The organism is Microbacterium enclense (assembly GCF_001456955.1).
Lineage (GTDB): Bacteria > Actinomycetota > Actinomycetes > Actinomycetales > Microbacteriaceae > Microbacterium > Microbacterium enclense.
The window spans coordinates 49,387-68,222 of record NZ_KQ758470.1; the positions used below are offsets into that span (position 1 = coordinate 49,387).

Annotated in this window: 14 protein-coding genes; 9 read left to right on the top strand and 5 right to left on the bottom strand. The window is 71.8% G+C overall.

Features of this window, described 5'->3' with window-relative positions; translation table 11 throughout:
* Positions 1–2,040 (top strand): acyltransferase family protein, encoded by a 2,040-nt coding sequence (locus tag AS029_RS08150; RefSeq protein WP_167345250.1) that lies wholly within the window; start codon positions 1–3, stop codon positions 2,038–2,040.
* Between the two features lie 50 nt (positions 2,041–2,090).
* On the opposite strand, the gene AS029_RS08155 is transcribed toward AS029_RS08150, so the two are convergent.
* The 3 genes from AS029_RS08155 to AS029_RS08165 all read right to left on the bottom strand — a co-directional run bounded on the left by AS029_RS08155 (position 2,091) and on the right by AS029_RS08165 (position 6,447).
* Positions 2,091–3,053: a glycosyltransferase family 2 protein gene (locus tag AS029_RS08155; protein ID WP_058232106.1), complete on the bottom strand. Its 963-nt coding sequence runs from the start codon at positions 3,051–3,053 to the stop codon at positions 2,091–2,093.
* On the bottom strand, positions 3,050–4,963 hold the full coding sequence (locus AS029_RS08160; RefSeq protein WP_058232107.1) for a glycosyltransferase: 1,914 nt from the start codon (positions 4,961–4,963) through the stop codon (positions 3,050–3,052). The genes AS029_RS08155 and AS029_RS08160 overlap by 4 nt, the downstream gene beginning before the upstream one ends.
* A 92-nt stretch (positions 4,964–5,055) precedes the next feature.
* Positions 5,056–6,447: an O-antigen ligase family protein gene (locus AS029_RS08165; RefSeq protein ID WP_058232108.1), complete on the bottom strand. Its 1,392-nt coding sequence runs from the start codon at positions 6,445–6,447 to the stop codon at positions 5,056–5,058.
* A gap of 62 nt (positions 6,448–6,509) precedes the next feature.
* Between AS029_RS08165 and manA the strand changes: the two genes are divergently transcribed.
* From manA to AS029_RS08185, 4 genes are all read left to right on the top strand, one after another.
* On the top strand, positions 6,510–7,673 hold the full coding sequence (gene manA, locus AS029_RS08170; protein ID WP_058232109.1) for a mannose-6-phosphate isomerase, class I: 1,164 nt from the start codon (positions 6,510–6,512) through the stop codon (positions 7,671–7,673).
* A gap of 144 nt (positions 7,674–7,817) precedes the next feature.
* A complete protein-coding gene (locus AS029_RS08175; protein WP_058232110.1) occupies positions 7,818–8,141 on the top strand; it encodes a WhiB family transcriptional regulator in 324 nt (107 codons plus the stop codon).
* A 79-nt stretch (positions 8,142–8,220) separates the two neighbouring features.
* Positions 8,221–11,064 (top strand): glycosyltransferase, encoded by a 2,844-nt coding sequence (locus tag AS029_RS08180; RefSeq protein WP_058232111.1) that lies wholly within the window; start codon positions 8,221–8,223, stop codon positions 11,062–11,064.
* Positions 11,061–12,452, top strand: coding sequence for a DUF5719 family protein (locus AS029_RS08185; RefSeq protein ID WP_058232112.1), 1,392 nt, complete (start codon positions 11,061–11,063; stop codon positions 12,450–12,452). Before AS029_RS08180 ends, AS029_RS08185 begins: the two co-directional genes overlap by 4 nt.
* Positions 12,453–12,494: 42 nt before the next feature.
* On the opposite strand, the gene AS029_RS08190 is transcribed toward AS029_RS08185, so the two are convergent.
* Positions 12,495–12,929, bottom strand: coding sequence for a metallopeptidase family protein (locus AS029_RS08190; RefSeq protein WP_228375911.1), 435 nt, complete (start codon positions 12,927–12,929; stop codon positions 12,495–12,497).
* A gap of 215 nt (positions 12,930–13,144) precedes the next feature.
* Between AS029_RS08190 and AS029_RS08195 the strand changes: the two genes are divergently transcribed.
* Positions 13,145–13,351, top strand: coding sequence for a DUF3499 family protein (locus AS029_RS08195; protein WP_058232113.1), 207 nt, complete (start codon positions 13,145–13,147; stop codon positions 13,349–13,351).
* Positions 13,352–13,758: 407 nt separating this feature from the next.
* On the opposite strand, the gene AS029_RS08200 is transcribed toward AS029_RS08195, so the two are convergent.
* Positions 13,759–14,589: an RDD family protein gene (locus tag AS029_RS08200; RefSeq protein WP_058232114.1), complete on the bottom strand. Its 831-nt coding sequence runs from the start codon at positions 14,587–14,589 to the stop codon at positions 13,759–13,761.
* Between the two features lie 16 nt (positions 14,590–14,605).
* Here AS029_RS08200 and AS029_RS08205 point away from each other — a divergent pair, with 16 nt between their 5' ends.
* From AS029_RS08205 to katG, 3 genes are all read left to right on the top strand, one after another.
* Positions 14,606–15,601 (top strand): stage II sporulation protein M, encoded by a 996-nt coding sequence (locus AS029_RS08205; protein WP_058232115.1) that lies wholly within the window; start codon positions 14,606–14,608, stop codon positions 15,599–15,601.
* Between the two features lie 71 nt (positions 15,602–15,672).
* Positions 15,673–16,134 (top strand): Fur family transcriptional regulator, encoded by a 462-nt coding sequence (locus AS029_RS08210; protein ID WP_058232116.1) that lies wholly within the window; start codon positions 15,673–15,675, stop codon positions 16,132–16,134.
* Positions 16,131–18,383 carry a catalase/peroxidase HPI gene (katG, locus tag AS029_RS08215; RefSeq protein WP_139168068.1) on the top strand — a complete coding sequence of 751 codons (2,253 nt, stop codon included), beginning with the start codon at positions 16,131–16,133 and terminating at the stop codon, positions 18,381–18,383. Before AS029_RS08210 ends, katG begins: the two co-directional genes overlap by 4 nt.
* Positions 18,384–18,836: the final 453 nt, after the last annotated feature.

Genomic DNA, 18,836 nt, shown 5'->3' on the forward strand with positions numbered 1-18,836 from the left:
GTGCGTCTGACTCTCGGGTCAAGGCCCCTGTCGGGGAACGCTGACCGGGCCGACGAGGGACGCTGGGCGTACCGGCCCGACATCGACGGACTGCGCGCCCTGGCCATCCTGCTGGTGGTCTCGTACCACGTGTGGTTCGGACGGGTGTCGGGTGGGGTCGACGTCTTCCTCATGCTGTCGGCCTTCTTCCTGACCCGTGGCTTCGTCCGCAGGATGGCGGGGCCCACGCCCGTACGCCCGGCGACGCACATGCTGGGTGTCTTCCGCCGGTTGCTGCCGGCGGCCGCGGTGACCCTCGTCGGCGTCCTGGTCGTGGTGTGGGCGGCGTATCCCGAGACGACGTGGCGCCCGGTGTGGGAGCAGACCTGGGCATCGCTCACCTACTCCCAGAACTGGCTGCTGGCGGCGGATGCCGTGGACTACTACGCGCGCACCGAGATGCCGAGTCCGCTGCAGCATTTCTGGTCGATGTCGGTTCAGGGGCAGGCCTTCGCGCTGTGGATCGTGCTGCTCGGCCTGTGCCAGGTCGTCGTCCGTCGGCGGGGGCTGTCGCCGGACCGCGTCGTCGGCACCGTGTTCGGGGCGGTGTTCGCGCTCTCGTTCGTCTACTCGGTGATCCGCACGGCGACCGCGCAGCAGGTGGCGTACTTCGACACGGGCGCCCGGCTGTGGGAGTTCGCCGCCGGATCGCTGCTCGTCGTCGCTCTGCCGCACCTGCGCCTCGGGGTGGCGTTGCGAGCCGTCGTCGGGTGGGCCGGGCTGGCGGGATTGCTCGTGCTCGGTATGGTCCTGGACGTGCGCGGGGGCTTCCCCGGCTTCCTGGCGCTGTGGCCGGTGCTGTGCGCGGCGGCCATCGTCGCCTCGGGAACGGGCGAGAACCGCTTCGGACCCGCCCGGCTTCTGGCATCCCGCCCCGTGCGTGCCTTCGGTCGCGACGCCTACGCGCTCTACCTCGTGCACTGGCCGATCCTGGTGACGTTCATGGTCGTGAACGATCGCACCGAGATCGGACTCGTGGGCGGCCTCGGAATCGTCGTGCTGTCCCTGATGCTGGCGCGGGCGCTGACATGGGCCGTCGACCGGCCAGTGCGAGCGTGGCGGCGCAACGACGCATCGCCTCTCGTGCCCGTCGCCGTGCTCACCGCGGCCGCCGTGGTGGTCGCGGTGCCGGTGGGCGCATGGCAGACGACCACGTGGCTGCACGAACGCGAGGTCGAGGCGCGCGCCCAGGTCATGAATCCGGGCGCCGCGGTGCTGCGTGATCCGGCGCTGGCGGAGATTCCCGCCGATGCGCCGATGCTCCCGCTGGCGACGCTGCTCGACGCCGAGTGGACGCAACTCGGACGGGAGTGCACGGGCGACTGGGCAACCGACGCCGAGGAGCTGATCGGCACCTGCTCCGAGACGGCTCACACGGCGCGTGCGCGCCGCACGATCGCGGTGATCGGCGACTCGCACGCGCAGCAGATCACGGCGGCGTTGCTGCCGGCGGCCGAGACGAACGGATGGGGCGTCGTCCACCTCATCAAGGGCGGATGCTCGATGGGCCTCGACGAACCCGGCATGGACGAGCGCTGCGAGGGCTGGCGCGAGGCGGCGATCGGGCTGGTCGAGCGGGTGAAGCCCGACGCGGTCATGACCGTCGTGACCCGGTCCGACGCGGGCGAGGACGACGAGAAGGTCCGCCCCGGTGTCGACCGATTCGTCGACCGGATGCAGGCGGCGGGGATCGACGTGCTCGCCGTGCGAGACAACCCCCGCTTCGCATTCGACATGTTCGGGTGCGTCGTGGATGCTGCCGACCCGATCGACTGCGCCGTGCCCCGTTCGGCTTCTCTCGCCGACAGCAACCCCGCGGACGCCCTCGCGCGCCCAGGCGTGAGCCTGCTCGACCTCACGCCGTGGATCTGCCCCGACGACCTGTGCGTGGGCGTGATCGGCAACGTCGCGGTGTACCGCGACGACAACCACTTGACGCGCATCTACGCGCGCACGCTCGGACCGTCGATGGCCGAGCAGCTTCCGGCGCAGCTGGGCTGATCAGCGACGGCCACCTCGCGGATCGAGCGAGAGCGGCAGCCCGCGACGCATCAGCCGACGGGCTGCGTCTCCAGCGGCGGCATGGGCGTCCATGAGCCGTCGCGCGAGATCACGCGTCCGTCGCGGAGTCCGCGGAACAGGTGGCTCGTGCCGCTGATCTTGCGTTCCACGACGACGAGGCGGATCAGTTCCTTGACGAAGGTCAGCGCCGTTCCCGCGGTGAAGGGCAGCGCGCGGTAGACGCCGAGCGCCCGGTAGTACTTCTGCAGGTAGGCGCGGTTGCGCATGATGTAGTACCGGTAGGCGTCGCTCGAGGCGTTCATGTGACGGATGCCCATGTCCCACTGCTTGATCTCGCGGGTGCGGCGCAGCACGAACTCATTGACGATGACCGACGGCGTCTCGCGGGATGCGAGCCAGCCGTAGAGCTGGTCGTCCCAGTAGATAAAGAAGCGGGGATCGGGCAGGCCGATCTTCGCGACGATGTCGCGGTGGATGAACATGCCCTCGAAGCATCCCGAGTTCATGGGCTTGAAACCCGACTCGTCGAATGCTGCGGGGGCATAGGGGATCGGGATCGCCATCGACTCGGCGATGCGGTACTGCCAGTAGAACTCGCTGCCGTCGTAGTCGTAGCGGCGGCCCTGGATGCTGCGGAACCGCGGGGCCCACGCGCCCATGCGGGCGAGCCCGTCGGTGACGACCTCGACGTCGTCGTCCATGAGCCAGATCCACTCGGAGCCGAGCTCGTAGGCGACGCGCATGCCCTCGCTGAAACCGCCCGATCCGCCGGTGTTCGTCTCGAGGCGGCGGTAGACCAGCTCGGTGGGGAGGCGGTCGCGGAAGGATTCGACGACCTGCGTCGTGTCATCGGTGGAGGCGTTGTCGATGATCACCAGGTGCCCGGGTGCCGGCGACATCCGCTCGATACTCTCGAGCAGACGTGTGAGCAGGTGCGTGCGGTTGTAGGTGACGACCACGATCGTGGCGGTCGCGGGATCGAAGGCAGTCATGAGAGCTCCTCGAACGTCGCGCGCCACTGTCGCTCGGAGACGAGGTCGGGCAGCGCCTGGCGATACTGGCGGGACAGGCGCGGCCACTCCCGCTGCAGACGGCGGTGCAGACGCCAGCTGTCCACGAGCATGCGGCGGAACATCGCCCGATCGCGCGTGTAGATGTTCTTGCCGGAGCCGTCGGCGGCGCTCACCAGGGCACTGTCGTACTGCGGAACGCGCCACCAGTTCGCGTCGCCCTTGCCGAACTCGACCTCGGGTTGAGCGATGTTCTCAGGCTTCGGCGTGTGGAGCCAGTGCGACAGGAGCGTGCGTACCGTGAAGGTGCGCAGGGCGATTCCCGTCGGGCTGTCGTACTGGTGCTGCTTCAACCGCTTGAAGACCTGTCGGCCCCGCCGGGATCGCAGGGGGACGCCCGAGTCCTTGTGGATCGTCGTCTCCGGGTGCTTCTTGGCCACCGCGCGCGCGTCGGGCATGGCCGTGGCGAGGTTCGCGCGCATGTGATCCGGTCCCGACAGCACGTCGCGCAACGCACGCAACCGCAGCTCCACGGGGTAGTACTGCATCATCATCAGGTGCTTCAGGTCGACGCGACGGCTGTGTCGGATGAGCGTGCCGCCCCGCGGTGAGCGCGAATGCAGCAGCCCCGCCACGATGCGGTTGCGCGCGTGGAAGTACGCCTGCCAGTCGATCGAATCGTCTTTACCGACCCATGACACGTGCCACAGCGCGACGCCGGGCATCGAGACGGTGGGGTAGCCGGCATCCCGAGCCCGGACGCAGAACTCGGCGTCATCCCATTTGATGAAGGCCGGGAGCGACAGGCCGATCTCGCGCAGGATGCTGGTGGGGATGAGGCACATCCACCACCCGTTGTAATCGGCATCGAGCCGCATGTGCAGCAGGGGCGACTGGCGGAGGTTCGCGACGCTGAAATCGTGGGGAAGGCGCTCCTGGAAGAGCGCCCGCCACATGAACGGCGCGTCGTCGACGACCTCGGCCCAGGCGTGGAGCTTCGGACGGTCGAGCAGGTCGAACATGTGGGCGCCGACGATGGTGGGGACCGATGCGTAGCGGCCGAACACCACCGACCGGCGGATCGACTCGGGCTCGATGCGCACGTCGTCGTCGAGGAGCTGGACGAAGTCGCTGCCCTCGCGTGCCAGGGTCTCGATCATCGCGCGGGCGAAGCCTCCGGATCCGCCGAGGTTGGGCTGCCGGATGATCTGCAGCGTCTCGCCGAGCCGCTCCGCCACCGTGGGGTAGGCGTCCTGCGCTTCGACGAGGTCGGTGCCCTGGTCGATGATGAAGACGCGGTCGACGACGTCGAGCACGTCGGGGGCGTCGGCCAGGGCCCCGAGTGTCTCGACGCAGTAGTCGGGCTTGTTGTACGTGGTGATGCCGATGCTGGCCCTGCCGTCGCGGACCGGTTCGTGCTCGGTCGTCCACTCCGCGCCCTCGAACGTGGCGTCGGAGCGATCGGCGGCGATGTCGAACCAGATCCAGCCGCCGTCGCTGTACTGATCGAGCACGAGGTCGAAAGCGGTGGCCGTGTTCTCGCCCCGCACCTCCCGCGTGTCGAGGCGCTGCTTGGTGCCGCCGCCGTTCGAGCGGTAGACGAGGACCGTGGCATCCCCCGACGTGCGCACGGTCAGGCGCACCTGGCGCACACCCGTCCAGTGCTGCCAGTACGACGCCGGGAACGCGTTGAAGTACGTGCCGAACGACACCCGGCGGCCGGCGACGATGCGCGCGCGGCGACGGTCGAGGATGTTGGCCAGCTGCGCGACGTTGGTGACCCGCACCGGCTCCTCGTCGATCGTCGACCAGGTCTCGGGATCGACGTACAGCGGGAGGAGGTCGGGATCGCGGTCGAGAGGAAGGACGGCGTTCTGCAGGGTGTACGTCACGAAGGGGTCTTTCGTCTAGGAGCCGCGGCCGCGGACGGCCAGCGGGAAGTCTACCCGGCGTGTCTGCGCACCCCCGGTGGCCGCCGGGGCCTCTACCTCTGCCGCTCGCCGCCCTCGACCGACGCGCTGATCTCGCCGGGGCCGTGACCGACGAAGGGCGTCTGCTTGATCTTGGAGCCGAACAGGATGACGAACATCCAGCCCCACAGCATCAACGGGGCGGACTCCGTGAGGCCCTGCACCACCAGCAACGCGCCGATCAGGGTCGGCAGCAGTGTCAGCGGTGAGTACGGCCGGTCGTCGCGCAGGTCCCAGCGGGGGCGATCGACGGCGAAGAACCACGAGCGCCAGAGGAAGGCGAGGAAGACCAGGACCAGCAGGACGACGCCGACGGCGCCGAGTTGCAGGAACGCGTCGAGCCAGACACTGTGCGCCTGCACGACCGTGCGTCCGTGGTCGACGATCCACCCGTCGATGAGCGGCTCCGTCGGCACCCAGGGCGTCGAGAACCCCCACCCGGCGAGCGGTCGCTGCTGTGCACGTTCGGCCACGTCGGCCCAGATGCCCTCGCGGCCGAGCAGGTCGGCCCCGCGGCCGAGCACGCCGAACACCGTCTCGCGACCGAGCCAGAGCGCGGCGCCCCCGCCCAGGCCGATCGCCGCGTAGAGCAGGTACCAGCGGGTGCGTTCGCCGGGGCGCCGGGCCGTGCGCATGAGCAGCACGGTGCCCAGGACGAGGGCCACGAACGCCGCGGCGATGAACGCGGTCGGCGAGCCCGCCCGCACGAACAGGAATCCCGCGAGCACGGTCCAGATGATGAGAAGCACACGGCGCGGGGCGCCGGCGGCCATCCGCACGCCGAAGACGATGATCGCCAGCAGCATGACGGCGGCCAGCAGGTTCGCGTTGCCGAAGATGCCCTGGATGCGCCCCCCGTCGAACAGGTTGTCGCGCGACCAGTAGAGGACCGGGTCCATGCGCTCGGCGGGCACGACGAACCCGGGCAGGAGGGGGCCGCGCACCAGCAGCGACACCGCCACCTCGAAGACGAGCGAGAGTCCCACGACCCACTTCGCCGCGTCGGTCACCGCTCGCACGACGTCGCGCCAGGTGAGCACGGCGCCCACGAACAGCCCCTGGAACGTGGTGATGACGAGAAGCAGCAAGGTGAGCACGGATGCCAGGGGCCAGGCGCTCCAGGCGATCGACGCCGTCGCCCAGGCGACGTAGCCGAATGCGATCCACGGCAGACGGCTGACCGACACCGGCGGTCGCGTGACGACCCAGACGACCGCGGAGACCACGGCCGAGGCCACGGCGACGACCGCCGCGACGACGGCGCCCGCGGCATTGACCAGGCCGACACCGCCGAGCGCGAGGACGATGACGAAGACGCACCACGCCCGCAGCAGCAGGTGCCCGGTCGTCTCCCGCGGCGGTGCGGTCGGAAGGGCCGACACGGGGTGGTTCGTGTACATCGCCATGATGCGTTCAGGCTACCGCTCGGCATCCGGAGGCGTTCGGCGGCCCCACTAGGCTGACGCCCGTGCTTGTTGCGATCTCGAACACGCCCCGCGACTACGCCTGGGGCAGCCCGACACTCATCGCCGATCTCGAGGGACGCGAGCCCACCGGCGCCCCCGAGGCGGAGATCTGGTTCGGCGATCATCCCGGCTCTCCCGCCGAGGTGCACGACGGTACCGAGCGCACGCTCGACGCGTGGCTGCCCGCCACGGCCCGCGAGCACGACGTGCCCGCGAAGCTCCCGTACCTGCTGAAGCTCCTCGCGGCGGGCGCACCGCTGTCGATCCAGGTGCACCCCTCCAAGGAGCAGGCTGTCGAGGGCTTCGCCCGCGAAGAGGAGGCCGGGGTCGCGCGCGACGCGGGGTCGCGCAATTACAAGGACGACAACCACAAGCCCGAGGTGATCGTCGCCCTCAGCGACACCTTCACCGCGCTCGCGGGTCTGCGCGACATCGCGCGGACGCGGGCGCTCGTCGACGCCCTCGGCGACGCGCCGGCGGTCACGACGCTCCGCGCCCACCTGTCGGTGGACGACGCCTCCGAGGCGCTGCGTGCGACCATCGGCTGGCTCCTCGGCGAGGCCGACGCGGCCGAGATCGCGCAGATCGTGGATGCCGCGGCATCCACCGATTCCGCCGCGTTCGCGGCCGAGCTCGAGCTGACGCGGTCGCTGCACACCGCGTACCCGGCCGACCCCGGCATCGTGGTCGCCCTTCTGATGAACCTCGTGACCCTGCGCCGGGGGGAGGCGATCTTCGTCCCCGCGGGTGTGCTGCACGCGTACGTCGAGGGGCTCGGGGTCGAGATCATGGCGGCGAGCGACAACGTGCTGCGCGGCGGGCTCACGCCCAAGCACATCGACGTGGCCGAACTGCTCGCGCTCGTCGACTTCCGCCCGGCTGAGCCGCCCTATCTGCGTCCCACGACGGCGGGGGAGGGCGCCGAGGTCTTCGCCCCGGGCATCGCCGACTTCGCGCTGGGCCACCTCGTGCCGGGCGCCTCTTCGCAGCTCGATCTGCGGGGCGTCTCGATCGCGCTCGGCGTCGCCGGATCCGCGACGTTGACCGGCGCCTCGGGCGAGAGCGTGACGCTCGCGCCCGGTCAGGCCGCACTCGTCACCCCCGACGAGTCGCCGTTGACGAGCGACGGCGCCGGTGAGGTCTTCGTCGCGATGCCGGGGGCCTGACCGCGACACGCCGTGGCGCGGCCTGAAGGTTCACGTCGCCCTTGAGGGTTTACGATCCGCGACTTGACCAATCCGAATCACACGGGTGTAATTATCTCTACGCGCAGGCCGCGTCATGGGGGCTCGAACGAGGGGGAGGATGATATGGCGACGTCGCAGTACCGGTCCGGTGTTCCGGACAACTGGTTCGTAGACCCGGTCGACCTCGGCGTTCCCGGGGTGCGTCGCGACATCGACGCCACCGAAGAGAACACCCTCGCGTGGCAGACCGATGCGCTGTGCTCGCAGACCGACCCCGAGGCGTTCTTCCCCGAGAAGGGCGGCTCCACGCGCGATGCCAAGCGCATCTGCACCTCGTGCGACGTCAAGAGCGAATGCCTCGAGTACGCGTTGCAGAACGACGAGCGTTTCGGCATCTGGGGCGGTCTGAGCGAGCGGGAGCGCCGCAAGCTCAAGCGTCGCGCCTGATCCGCGCGGCTGAGCGATCCGCCCGCCGACGGCGCGGCGTCCGCGATCGCTCGGAGGCGGACTTAGGCTGATCGGCGTCATGCCCGACCGTGTACACGCCATCCTCGTCGTGCGTCCTGAAGGACGCACCCCCGCGGCGAACCATCTGACGCGAACGCTCGCCGCGCTCGCCGCGCAGACCCGCCCCGTCGACGCCCTCACGATCGTGCTCTGCGGTCCCGACGCCGAGCTGACCCGCCTGGCGGCCGAGTCCGGTGCCGAGGGCGTGATCACCGCCTCCGCCGGCACCTCGTTCGCGACCGCCACGGCACTGGCGACGCCCCGTCTGACAGGCGACGCGGTCTGGCTCCTCGCGCAGGACACCGCCCCCGACCCCGAGGCGCTCGTACGCCTCGCCGGTGCCCTCGAGCTCTCGCCGCCCCTCGTGATCGCCGCCCCCAAGCTCGTGGATTGGGACGACCGCGACGTCATCCGCTCGCTCGGTGTGAGCATGAACCGCTACGGCGGCACCGTCGAACTCGCCGCCGGTGAGCTGGACCAGGGCCAGCGCGACCGCGATTCCGACGTGCTCGGTGCCGACGTGCGCGGGATCCTCGTGCGGCGCGACGCCTGGGCGGCGCTCGGCGGACTCGACCCCGCGCTCGGCGGAGCCGACGAGGGTCTCGACCTGGGCGTGCGTGCGCGCCTCGCCGAACGGCTCGTGGCGGTGGTCCCCTCCGCGCGGGTCGCCGTCGCCGGCGACGGGGTCGCGGCGATGGCACGCGGTCGTCGGCGCGCCCGGCGTCGCGCGTTCGCCACGCGCACGGCGCAGTTGCACCGCCGCCTTGCCTACGCCCCGGCGGCCACGGTGGCGCTGCACTGGCTGTCGTTCCTTCCGCTGGCGCTGTGGCGCACCGTGGCGCACCTCGTCACGAAAGCGCCTCACCGCGTGCTGCCCGAGTGGGGGGCGACGCTGCTGGTGATGGCACGCCCGGCGGCCGTCGCCCGTGCGCGGCGCCGCATCCGAGCGGTGCGCACCGTCGGCTGGTCGCGGATCGCGCCGCTGCGCGTCTCGCGCGCCGAGATGCGTGTGCGGTGGCAGGGCGACGTCGGCGACCCCGATGCGCCGGTGCGCAGCGAGCTGCACTTCTTCGTCGGCGGCGGTGCGTGGACGGTCCTCGGCGCCCTGGCGGTGTCGGTCGCGCTGTTCGCCCCGCTGCTCGCGTGGCCGGTGCTGGGCGGCGGCGGCCTCGCGCCGCTGCGCGCGAACGTCGGGCAGTTGTGGCAGGACGCCGCCTGGGGTCTTCGACCCCTCGGACTGGATGCCGTCGGCCCCGCCGACCCGTTCTCCGGCGTCGTCGCGCTGATCGGCACCCTGTCGCCGGGGGACCCGTCGCGCGCGTTCGTCGTGCTGTGGGTGCTGGCGCTGCCGCTCGGGGTTCTGGGCGGGTGGTTCGCCGCCACCCGCGTCACCGAATCGTCGCCCCTGCGCATCGTCGCGGCCATCGCCTGGGCTCTCGCCCCGACCTTCGTGTCCGCTCTCGTCGAGGGCCGCCCCGCGGGCGTCCTCGTGCATCTGCTGCTGCCCTGGCTGTTCTACGCCGCCAGCGTGGCCCATCGCTCCTGGGCGCCGGCCGGGGCGGCATCCGTGCTCCTGGTCGTGGTGCTCGCCTGCGCGCCCTCGCTCGCTCCCGCCGCCGTCGTGCTGTGGTGCGCCGCCCTCGTGGTCGTCGCCCTGGTCGCGGGGCGCGGCATCGCCCGCGTCGTGTGGCTCGTCATCCCCTCCGCCGTCGTCTTCGCGCCACTGGTGTGGTCGCAGGTGCGGGCGGGCAACGCGTGGGGCCTGCTCGCCGACCCGGGTGTGCCGTACGCGGGCGCGGAGGTTTCCGCCGATCCGATCGGCAGGGCTCTCCTGGCGGCGGGCTTCCCCACCTCCGACCCGGGCGGATGGGCGAGCCTGCTCGGCCACCCCGTGTGGTGGGTGGGACTGCTGATCGCGCCCCTCGCCGTCCTGGCGGTGCTGTCGGTGCTCACGCCGCGCTGGATCACGGCATCCGCCCTCATCGTGGTCGCTGCCACGGGCCTGGCCACGGCGTTCGCCGCGATCGGCATCGCGGTGTCGTTCGCGGACTCGGTGCCGGTGTCGCTCTGGCCCGGCGCGGGTCTGAGCCTCGCGTGGATCGGTCTCGTGGGGGCTGCCGTCGTCGCCCTGGATGCCGGCATCCCCGACCGTGCGCGGGTGCTGCGGCCGATCGGGGGCCTCGCGGCGGTGCTGGCGCTCGCCGTCGCGGTCGCACCGGCGCTCACCGCGCAGCTCTCCGACGCCGGCGGCGACCGCACGGCGCTGACGAACGGTCCCGTGTCGACGCTGCCGGCCTTCATCGCCGCGGAAGGTCGCGGGTCGCTCTCCATCGGCACGCTCGTCCTCGATCCACGCGCCGACGGCCTGCGCGTGCAGGTCGTCTGGGGCGGCAGCGCCACCCTGTCGGGCCAGAGCACCCTCGAGGCCACCCGCACCTCCGCCAGCGCGCAGGATCGGGAGCTCGCCGCCCTCGCCGTCGACCTGGTGTCGCCGTCGACCGACGACGCCGTCGCGCGCCTCGCGCAGCGCGGCATCGGGTTCGTTCTGCTGGAGTCGGCGCCCTCGGGCGAGGGTGACGTGGCCCTGGGCGATCGACTGGGAGCGGCGACGTCGCTTGACCAGCGCGATCTGCTCGACCCGGTGGGCGCGACCTCTCGCGGCGATCTCTGGCGCGTGAACACCGCCGTCGCTCCGCGTGCGCCGCTGGACGACCACCGCATCGGGCTGCAGCGCCTCGTCGCGCTGGGATCGCTCGCCGTTCTGGTCGTCGCGCTCCTTCTCGCCGTTCCCACCGCCGCCTCGCGGCGCGTCGCCCGGCGCACCCCGCGTATCGTCGGGCCGAATCCGGGAGGTTCGCGATGAGCGAGCGCCGCATCGTCCGTTACGCCGCCACCAGCGCCCGCCTCGTGGCGGGAGCCGCCGTCGCCGCCGCCGCCGTCGTCGGCACGGTCGCCGCGATCGCCGCGCCGTGGCCGCAGTACAGCGCCGAACCGGTGCGCCTGCAGACGACCCCCGCCCCGAGCGACACCGTTCTCGCGTGCGACGGGCCGCTGCTGGCCCTGGGCCGCAGCGCGGACTCCGCCGGCGGTCTCAGCTCGGCGTCGGCCTCCGACATCGTCAGCGGGCCCGCCGACGCCGGCGCCTCCACCGACACGCTGAGCGGTGCCACCGGCTCCGCCGACGGTGACGCGCCGGTGCTGCGCGCCGCCCCGCGCGACGGCATCCGGTCCTCCCTCGCCGCGGCGACCTCCGCCACCGCCGCCTCCGACGACCTCGTCGGGTTCGCGGCATCCGCCTGCCGTCCGCCGCTGGCGGAGTCGTGGCTGGTCGGCGGGGCGAGCACCACCGGCGCCAACGACCTCATCGAGCTCGCGAACCCCGGCAGCGTGCCGGCCACCGTGCAGCTCTCGGTCTACGGCGCCCAGGGCGTCTCGACGCCGCCGAGCGGCCAGAACATCGTGGTCGCGGCGGGTGAGCGCCGAGTCGTTCCGCTCGCGGGTCTGCTGCTGGGCGAGGAGAGCCCGGTCGTGCGCGTCGTCTCGACGGGCGCACCCGTGCACGCCGCTCTGCAGGCGAGCGTGACGCGCGTGCTCCTTCCCGGGGGCGTGGAGCAGGTGGCGCCGATCGCGCAGGCCGACACCCGGCTCGTCATGCCGGGCGTGCAGGTCATCGAGACGGCCGCGGGCCAGGCGGCGACTCTCCTGCGTCTGCTGGCGCCCGGTGCCGACGCCACGGCGACCGTCACCCTCGTCCCGGTGGATGCCGCGGCCACCGCGCCCGCCCCCATCGAGGTTCCGCTGACGGCGGCGCTGCCGCTCTCGATCGATCTGTCGGGCATCGCGGCAGGGACATACACCGTGAACGTCACGTCCACCGAGCCCGTCGTCGGGGCGACCTGGTCGACCACGGGGTTCGGGCAGGGGGCCGACTTCGCCTGGTACGCCGCCGCCCCCGAGATCGTCGACCCGAGCGTCATCGCGGTGGCCCCGGGCGGCGGAGCGTCGGTGGTGCTCGCCGGAGGCGCGAGCGAGGCGAACGTCACGCTCATCGCCGTCGACGGCGGGAGCCCGGTCTCGGCCGTGGTCGGTGCCGGGGCGAGTGTGGCCCTGCCGATCGCCGACGGCGTGTACCGCCTCGAGACGACCGCGCCGGTCCACGCCGCGGTGGCGTACGCGGGTGCATCCGCGCTGGCTTCGTATCCGCTGTGGCCCGCCGATTCGGCTGCGGCGGCGGTGACCGTCCTTCCCTGACGCCGAGCGCGCACGCACGCACGTGGGCGGGTCGCGGCGGGCTCAGAAGAAGCGGAAGCGCTCGGGCCCGAGGTCCCAGGGGTCGCGGTCGAGGTATTCCGCGGCCGCGCGGAACACCGCACCTTCGATCATCATGCGACGGTGCAGGTCGTCATCCTGGTGCGGGTGACCGAGACGCTCGATCGGTATGCGATACAGGATGATGCGCTTCTCGTCGCGCAGAACGGTCCACCGCGGGATGCCGTCGTCTGCCGCGGGCGGCATGATGCCGATCTCGAACGACACCTCGCGCAGCTCCGACCACGCGGAGCGGAGGAACTCCGCGGCGGTGCTCACCGCGACGTCGAAGCGTTCGACACGCGTGTCGATCGGGGGGAGTGGCGGGCGCACCACCGGGCTGCGGTTCTCGCGCCCGTGACGACCGTGTCGCGACGGGCGGGTGACCGGTCGTGCCGCGCGGGATCGGCGACGCATCATGCGCCCATCCTACGGTCGCCGGTCGAACCCGCTGCCCACGACGGCCATCGCCGGCCGGCCCGGGCACAACGGCGGGGTCCGTGTGGACACGCCGCGGGTTCGGCGCCGGCACCCGGCGTGTCGCCCCGAAGTCCCGCCGTTGTGCTCGAGTCGGCCCGCGGGCAGACGGCGCGGCGTCGCTGCAGCGCGAGGCCTGCTGATTAGGCTGGCCCGCGATGCGAGACAGACTCTGCTCGAAGGTCGGGTGCGCCCGCGAGGCGATGAGCACCCTCACCTACGACTACGGCGACCAGATGGCGGCGCTCGGCCCGCTGGGCCGTGCCGGAGATCCGCACGCCCACGACCTCTGCGCCATCCACGCTGACCGGTTGTCGGTTCCGCAGGGCTGGGTCGTCGTGCGCCACGAGACGCTGCGCGCCTGACGCCGCTTCCGCGGCATCCGGGAACGAGTCGCGTGGGGAGCGGGCTCGGACGTTCGGAGCGGGCTCGCCCGTTTGGGGCGGGATAGGCCGACTGGGGCGGTAAATTCCTGCCCCGAACGGCGGAATCCGCCCCAAACCGAGCAGACGGGTGTCTCGTGCGTGGCCCCGCCGCTCCCGCGCTGCCGCGGTGCGGGGCTTGCCAGCGTCGCGGGAGTTCGGGTTGGGATCGGCGATCTGGGGCGGGATCGGCCACTTGGGGCGGTGGATTTCCGCCCCGAACGGCGGAATCCGCCCCAAACCGAGTACGCGGGTGCCTCCTGCGTCGCCCGAACGGCAGAACGCGCCCCGAGGCGCACGAGGGCGTTCGCGGCGCGCTCCGCGCCGGGCCAGCGGTGGGGCCGGGGGCCTCAGGGACGCTCGGTGAGCGCCGCGGCGCGCTCGTTCTCGAGCAGCAGCGCGCGGTACTCCCGATCGCGTCGCACCGCCGACACGGCGCGCACGAACGTCTCGGCATCCACCGTGGGATGGGGGGACACGAAGGGCGCCACCGCCTCGGCGAGGGATGCCGCGACGCGCGCCCGGGCGGCGGGTTCCAGGGCGTCCGCACCGCGCACGAAGCGCGACACGCGGGCGGCGAGGCGATCGGGGAGCCGCGAGACGTCGGCGACGTCGGCCCAGGCATCGAGCCCGGGCGGGAGGCCGGGTGCGGCGGGCGGGAGGGGGCGTGTGCGGGTGCGTTCGCTGGCGGTTCCCGCGAGCAGGTCGCCGAGGCGTTGCGCGCGGGGCGTGAACATGCCGACCACCGCCGCGACTGCGCCGAGCGTGAACCAGAGCTCCAGCACACCGATCAGTGCGCGGATCATCGCGTGGCGGAAGCCCGCCGCCCCGCCGTCCGCGCGCACGATGCGCGCCCCGACGGCCAGACGCCCGAGACTCCGCCCGCGAGAGAGCGTCTCGATGGTGGTGGGCACCACGACCATGACCAGCACCAGCAGCGAGATGACGCCGATACCGATGGCCGACTCGGGCAGCGTGCCCTCTCCGACCATGGCGACCAGCAGCAGCCCACCCCCGATGAGCAGGGCCACGCCGACGAGGAAGTCGATGAGCGCGCCGACGGCCCGCAGGAAGAGGCCGACCGGCTGCACGTCGAGGGCCACCGCCTCGCCGGTGAGCGTCTCGTCGGCGCTCATGTGGACGAGGGCGGCCGCGGGGGCCGGGGGCGTCGACGAAGCCATGCGTACAGTTGACCACATGGATCTCGACGCCCTCACGGCCGCCCGCCGCGACGAGTGGGCACGCCTCGACGAGCTCGGGCGCACGCGGCGTCTGAACGGCGCCGAGGTCGATGAGCTCGTCACCCGCTACCGCGCGGCGTCGGCCGACCTCGCCGACATCAAGAGCTCGGCCGGACGCACGCCCCAGGGCGACTACGTGTCGATCCTGCTCGCGCGGACGCGTCTGCGCCTCACCGGGGTGCGCGAAAACGTTCTGAAGCAGTTGCCGCGTTTCTTCCTGCTTCAGCTGCCGGCGGCTCTGTACCGGGTGCGGTGGATGACGCTGGCGGTCACGGTCTTCTTCGTGGCGGTGTCGACGCTGGTGGCCGCGTGGATCTCGAGCGACCCGGCGACCGTCGCCGCGCTCGGCGCGCAGAGCGATCTGCAGAACTACGCCGACGAGCAGTTCATCGACTATTACCGCGAGAATCCGAATGCGATCTTCGCGGGGACGGTCTGGACGAACAACGCCTGGATCGCGGCGCAGTGCGTGATGTTCGGGGTGACCGGCATCTGGCCGGTCATGGTCATCATGCAGAACGCCGTGGGCGTGGGCCAGTCGGCCGCCATCATGATCGCCTTCGACCGCGCCGATGTGTTCTTCCAGTTCATCCTCCCGCACGGTCTGCTCGAGCTCACGTGCATCTTCGTCGCGGGAGCGGCGGGGCTGCAGATCTTCTGGGCGTGGGTGGCGCCCGGACGCCGGACGCGCGCGGCGGCGCTCGCCGCGGCCGGACGCTCGCTCGCGACGGTGGCGGTGGGCCTCGTCTTCGCCCTCGCGCTCTCGGGCGTGGTCGAGGGCTTCGTCACACCGCGCGACTGGCCGTGGCAGATCAAGATCGCCATCGGGGCGGGGGCGCTGGGTGTGTTCCTCTTCTACATGCTGTGGGTGGGCCGCCGGGCCGCACGCGCCGGCGAGACGGGAGACCTGACGGAGTACGAGGCGGGCACGCCGACGCTGACGGCCGGGTGAACGGCATCCCGATTCCGACCTTTCACCGGCGTGTCATTTTTGATTCATTCAAAAGTAGGTAGGCTCGTCGTGTGCTCGATAGTCGACCGGATGCCACCGCGGATACCCTCATCCGCGACGCGGGTCTGCGGGTCACGGCGACGCGCGTCGCCGTGCTCGAGGCCCTGCGCGCGCACCCGCACGCGACGGCGGACGCCGTGTACGCGCAGCTCCGCGGCATCCTTCCCGGCACCAGCAAGCAGTCGGTGTACAACGCGCTCGGCGACTTCGCCGACGCGGGCCTCGCGCGCCGCATCGAACCCGCCGGCCATGCCGGCACGTTCGAGCTGCGCGTGGGCGACAACCACCACCACGTGGTGTGCACCGCATGCGGACGCATCGACGACGTGGACTGCGTCGTCGGCGCCGCACCCTGCCTGCACGCGCCGGAGGGAAGCGGCTACGTCATAGAGACCGCCGAGGTGACGTTCTGGGGCGTGTGCTCCGATTGTCGAGCGACGTCCGAAGCCGAACAACCGAGAGGATCCCGATGAGCGACACTCTGAACGGATGCCCCGTCTTCCACGACGGCGGCGCCCCCGACGACAACCGACTGCCGGTGGGCGAAGCCCCCGCCGACAGCGAGCCCGCCGGCGCCCTGCCGCACCCGACCCAGGGCTCCGCCAACCGCGTGTGGTGGCCCGAGTCCCTGAACGTGAAGATCCTCGCGAAGAACAACGCCCTGCGCGACCCGCTCGACGAGGGCTTCGACTACAAAGCCGCGTTCGAGGCGCTCGACCTCGCCGCCGTCAAGGCCGACATCAAGGCCGCGCTCACCACCTCGCAGGACTGGTGGCCCGCCGACTTCGGCCACTACGGCCCCCTCATGATCCGCATGGCCTGGCACAGCGCCGGCACCTACCGCGTGACCGACGGTCGTGGCGGCTCGGGAGCGGGCATGCAGCGCTTCGCCCCGCTGAACAGCTGGCCCGACAACGTCAACCTCGACAAGGCCCGGCGCCTGCTCTGGCCCATCAAGAAGAAGTACGGTCAGTCGATCTCGTGGGCCGACCTCATGATCCTTGCCGGGAACGTCGCCCTCGAAGACATGGGCTTCCCGACCTTCGGCTTCGCCGGTGGCCGCACCGACGTGTGGGAGCCCGACGACGACGTGTACTGGGGCCCCGAGACCACCTGGCTCGGCGACGAGCGCTACACGGGCAACCGTGAGCTCGAGAAGCCTCTCGCGGCCGTGCAGATGGGTCTCATCTACGTCAACCCCGAGGGTCCCAACGGCAACCCCGACCCGCAGCTGTCGGCCCACGACATCCGCGAGACGTTCGGCCGCATGGCCATGAACGACGAGGAGACCGTCGCGCTCATCGCCGGCGGCCACACCTTCGGCAAGACGCACGGCGCGGCGAGCGACTCGCACGTCGGCGTCAACCCGGAGGCCGCCGACATCAACGACCAGGGCCTCGGCTGGAAGAACAGCCACGGCACAGGCAAGGGCGACGACACCATCACCAGCGGTCTCGAGGTCACGTGGACCTACCACCCCACCCGCTGGGACAACGAGTTCTTCCACATCCTCTTCGCCTATGAGTGGGAGCTTTTCCAGAGCCCCGCGGGCGCCCACCAGTGGCGTCCGGTCAACGGCGGGGGAGCCGACATGGTCCCCGAGGCGCACTCCGCCGGTCGCCGCGAGCCCCGCATGCTCACCAGCGACCTGGCGCTGCGCGTCGACCCGGCGTACGAGAAGATCTCGCGTCGCTTCGCTGAGGACCCGGCGGCGTTCCAGGACGCCTTCGCCCGCGCCTGGTTCAAGCTGACCCACCGCGACATGGGTCCGCGTGAGCGCTACCTGGGCTCCGAGGTGCCGTCCGAGGTGCTCGTCTGGCAGGACCCGGTGCCCGCCGTCGACCACCCGCTGATCGACGCCGCCGACGCCGCGGCGCTGAAGCAGCAGATCCTCGACAGCGGCCTTACGGTGCAGCAGCTCGTCACGACGACCTGGGCCGCGGCATCCACCTTCCGCGGGAGCGACAAGCGCGGTGGCGTGAACGGCGCGCGCATCCGCCTCGAGCCGCAGAAGAGCTGGACGGTCAACAACCCCGAGCAGCTGGCATCCGTGCTCGACGTGCTCGAGAAGATCAAGGCCGAGTTCGACGCGCAGGGCGAGAAGAAGGTGTCCATCGCCGACCTGCTCGTGCTCGCCGGTAACGCGGGTGTCGAGCAGGCCGCCCTCGCCGGCGGCGTCGAGGTCGAGGTGCCGTTCACCCCGGGCCGCACCGATGCGTCGCAGGAGCAGACCGAGATCGAGTCGTTCCGCTGGCTCGAGCCGATCGCCGACGGCTTCCGCAACTACGCGTCGCGCGAGGCGCGGCTTCCCGCGGAGTTCCTGCTGCTCGACAAGGCCAACCTGCTGACGCTCACCGCGCCCGAGATGACCGTGCTCGTGGGCGGCCTCCGCGCGATCGGCGCGAACTGGGACGGCAGCGACTGGGGTGTGTTCACCGACACCCCCGGTGCGCTGACGAACGACGTCTTCGCGAACCTGCTCGACCTCGGCACCACGTGGAAGCCGCTCGACAGCGGCAAGCACGCGTTCGAGGGCACTCGCGACGGGTCGGGGGAGCGCATCGGGATCGGTACGCGTGTCGACCTGGTGTTCTCGTCGAACTCCGAGCTGCGCGCGCTCGCCGAGGTCTACGCCTCCGACGACGCCAAGGAGAAATTCGTGCGCGACTTCGTCGCCGCCTGGCGCAAGGTCACCGAGCTCGACCGGTTCGACCTGGTCTGAGCCCCGCCCCGGCCGCTCCGCGGCGCGGTGCACGCAAGGCCCGTCCCCTGATCGGGGGCGGGCCTTCCGTCGTCCTGCCTGTGCTCGTCGGGTGCCGACCTGCGCGGTGTCAGGGGGCGCCGAGTGCTCGCCGTCAGCGGATGAGTTGCGGCCTGTGTTCGCGGTGGGCGCGGCGGGGCGGGCAGAGGGCGCAAGTCACCGGGGGTGGGGGGCGGCGGCCCAGCGGGGTCGGGGCGGCGAGTCACCGGGGTGGGTCGATGCGCCGGGCGTTAGGCGCGGGTTGTCGTGACGTGGGAGGCGTTCGGGGGTGAGTTGCGGCGTGTGTTCGCGGTGGGTGCGGCGGCGCGGGCGGAGGGCGCAAGTCAGCGGGGGTGGGTGCGGCGGCGCGGGCGGAGGGCGCAAGTCGCCCGAGGTGGGGGCGGCGGGGCGGGCGGAGGGCGCAAGTCACCGGGG

Bases quoted from the DNA above. Each gene is read 5' to 3' on its own strand.
- AS029_RS08175 (WP_058232110.1), top strand. From the start codon at position 7,818: ATGGCGACGTCGCAGTACCGGTCCGGTGTTCCGGACAACTGGTTCGTA.
- AS029_RS08155 (WP_058232106.1), bottom strand. From the start codon at position 3,053: ATGACTGCCTTCGATCCCGCGACCGCCACGATCGTGGTCGTCACCTAC.
- AS029_RS08200 (WP_058232114.1), bottom strand. From the start codon at position 14,589: ATGGCTTCGTCGACGCCCCCGGCCCCCGCGGCCGCCCTCGTCCACATG.
- AS029_RS08205 (WP_058232115.1), top strand. From the start codon at position 14,606: ATGGATCTCGACGCCCTCACGGCCGCCCGCCGCGACGAGTGGGCACGC.
- AS029_RS08185 (WP_058232112.1), top strand. From the start codon at position 11,061: ATGAGCGAGCGCCGCATCGTCCGTTACGCCGCCACCAGCGCCCGCCTC.
- katG (WP_139168068.1), top strand. From the start codon at position 16,131: ATGAGCGACACTCTGAACGGATGCCCCGTCTTCCACGACGGCGGCGCC.
- AS029_RS08180 (WP_058232111.1), top strand. From the start codon at position 8,221: ATGCCCGACCGTGTACACGCCATCCTCGTCGTGCGTCCTGAAGGACGC.
- AS029_RS08165 (WP_058232108.1), bottom strand. From the start codon at position 6,447: ATGGCGATGTACACGAACCACCCCGTGTCGGCCCTTCCGACCGCACCG.
- AS029_RS08190 (WP_228375911.1), bottom strand. From the start codon at position 12,929: ATGATGCGTCGCCGATCCCGCGCGGCACGACCGGTCACCCGCCCGTCG.
- AS029_RS08195 (WP_058232113.1), top strand. From the start codon at position 13,145: ATGCGAGACAGACTCTGCTCGAAGGTCGGGTGCGCCCGCGAGGCGATG.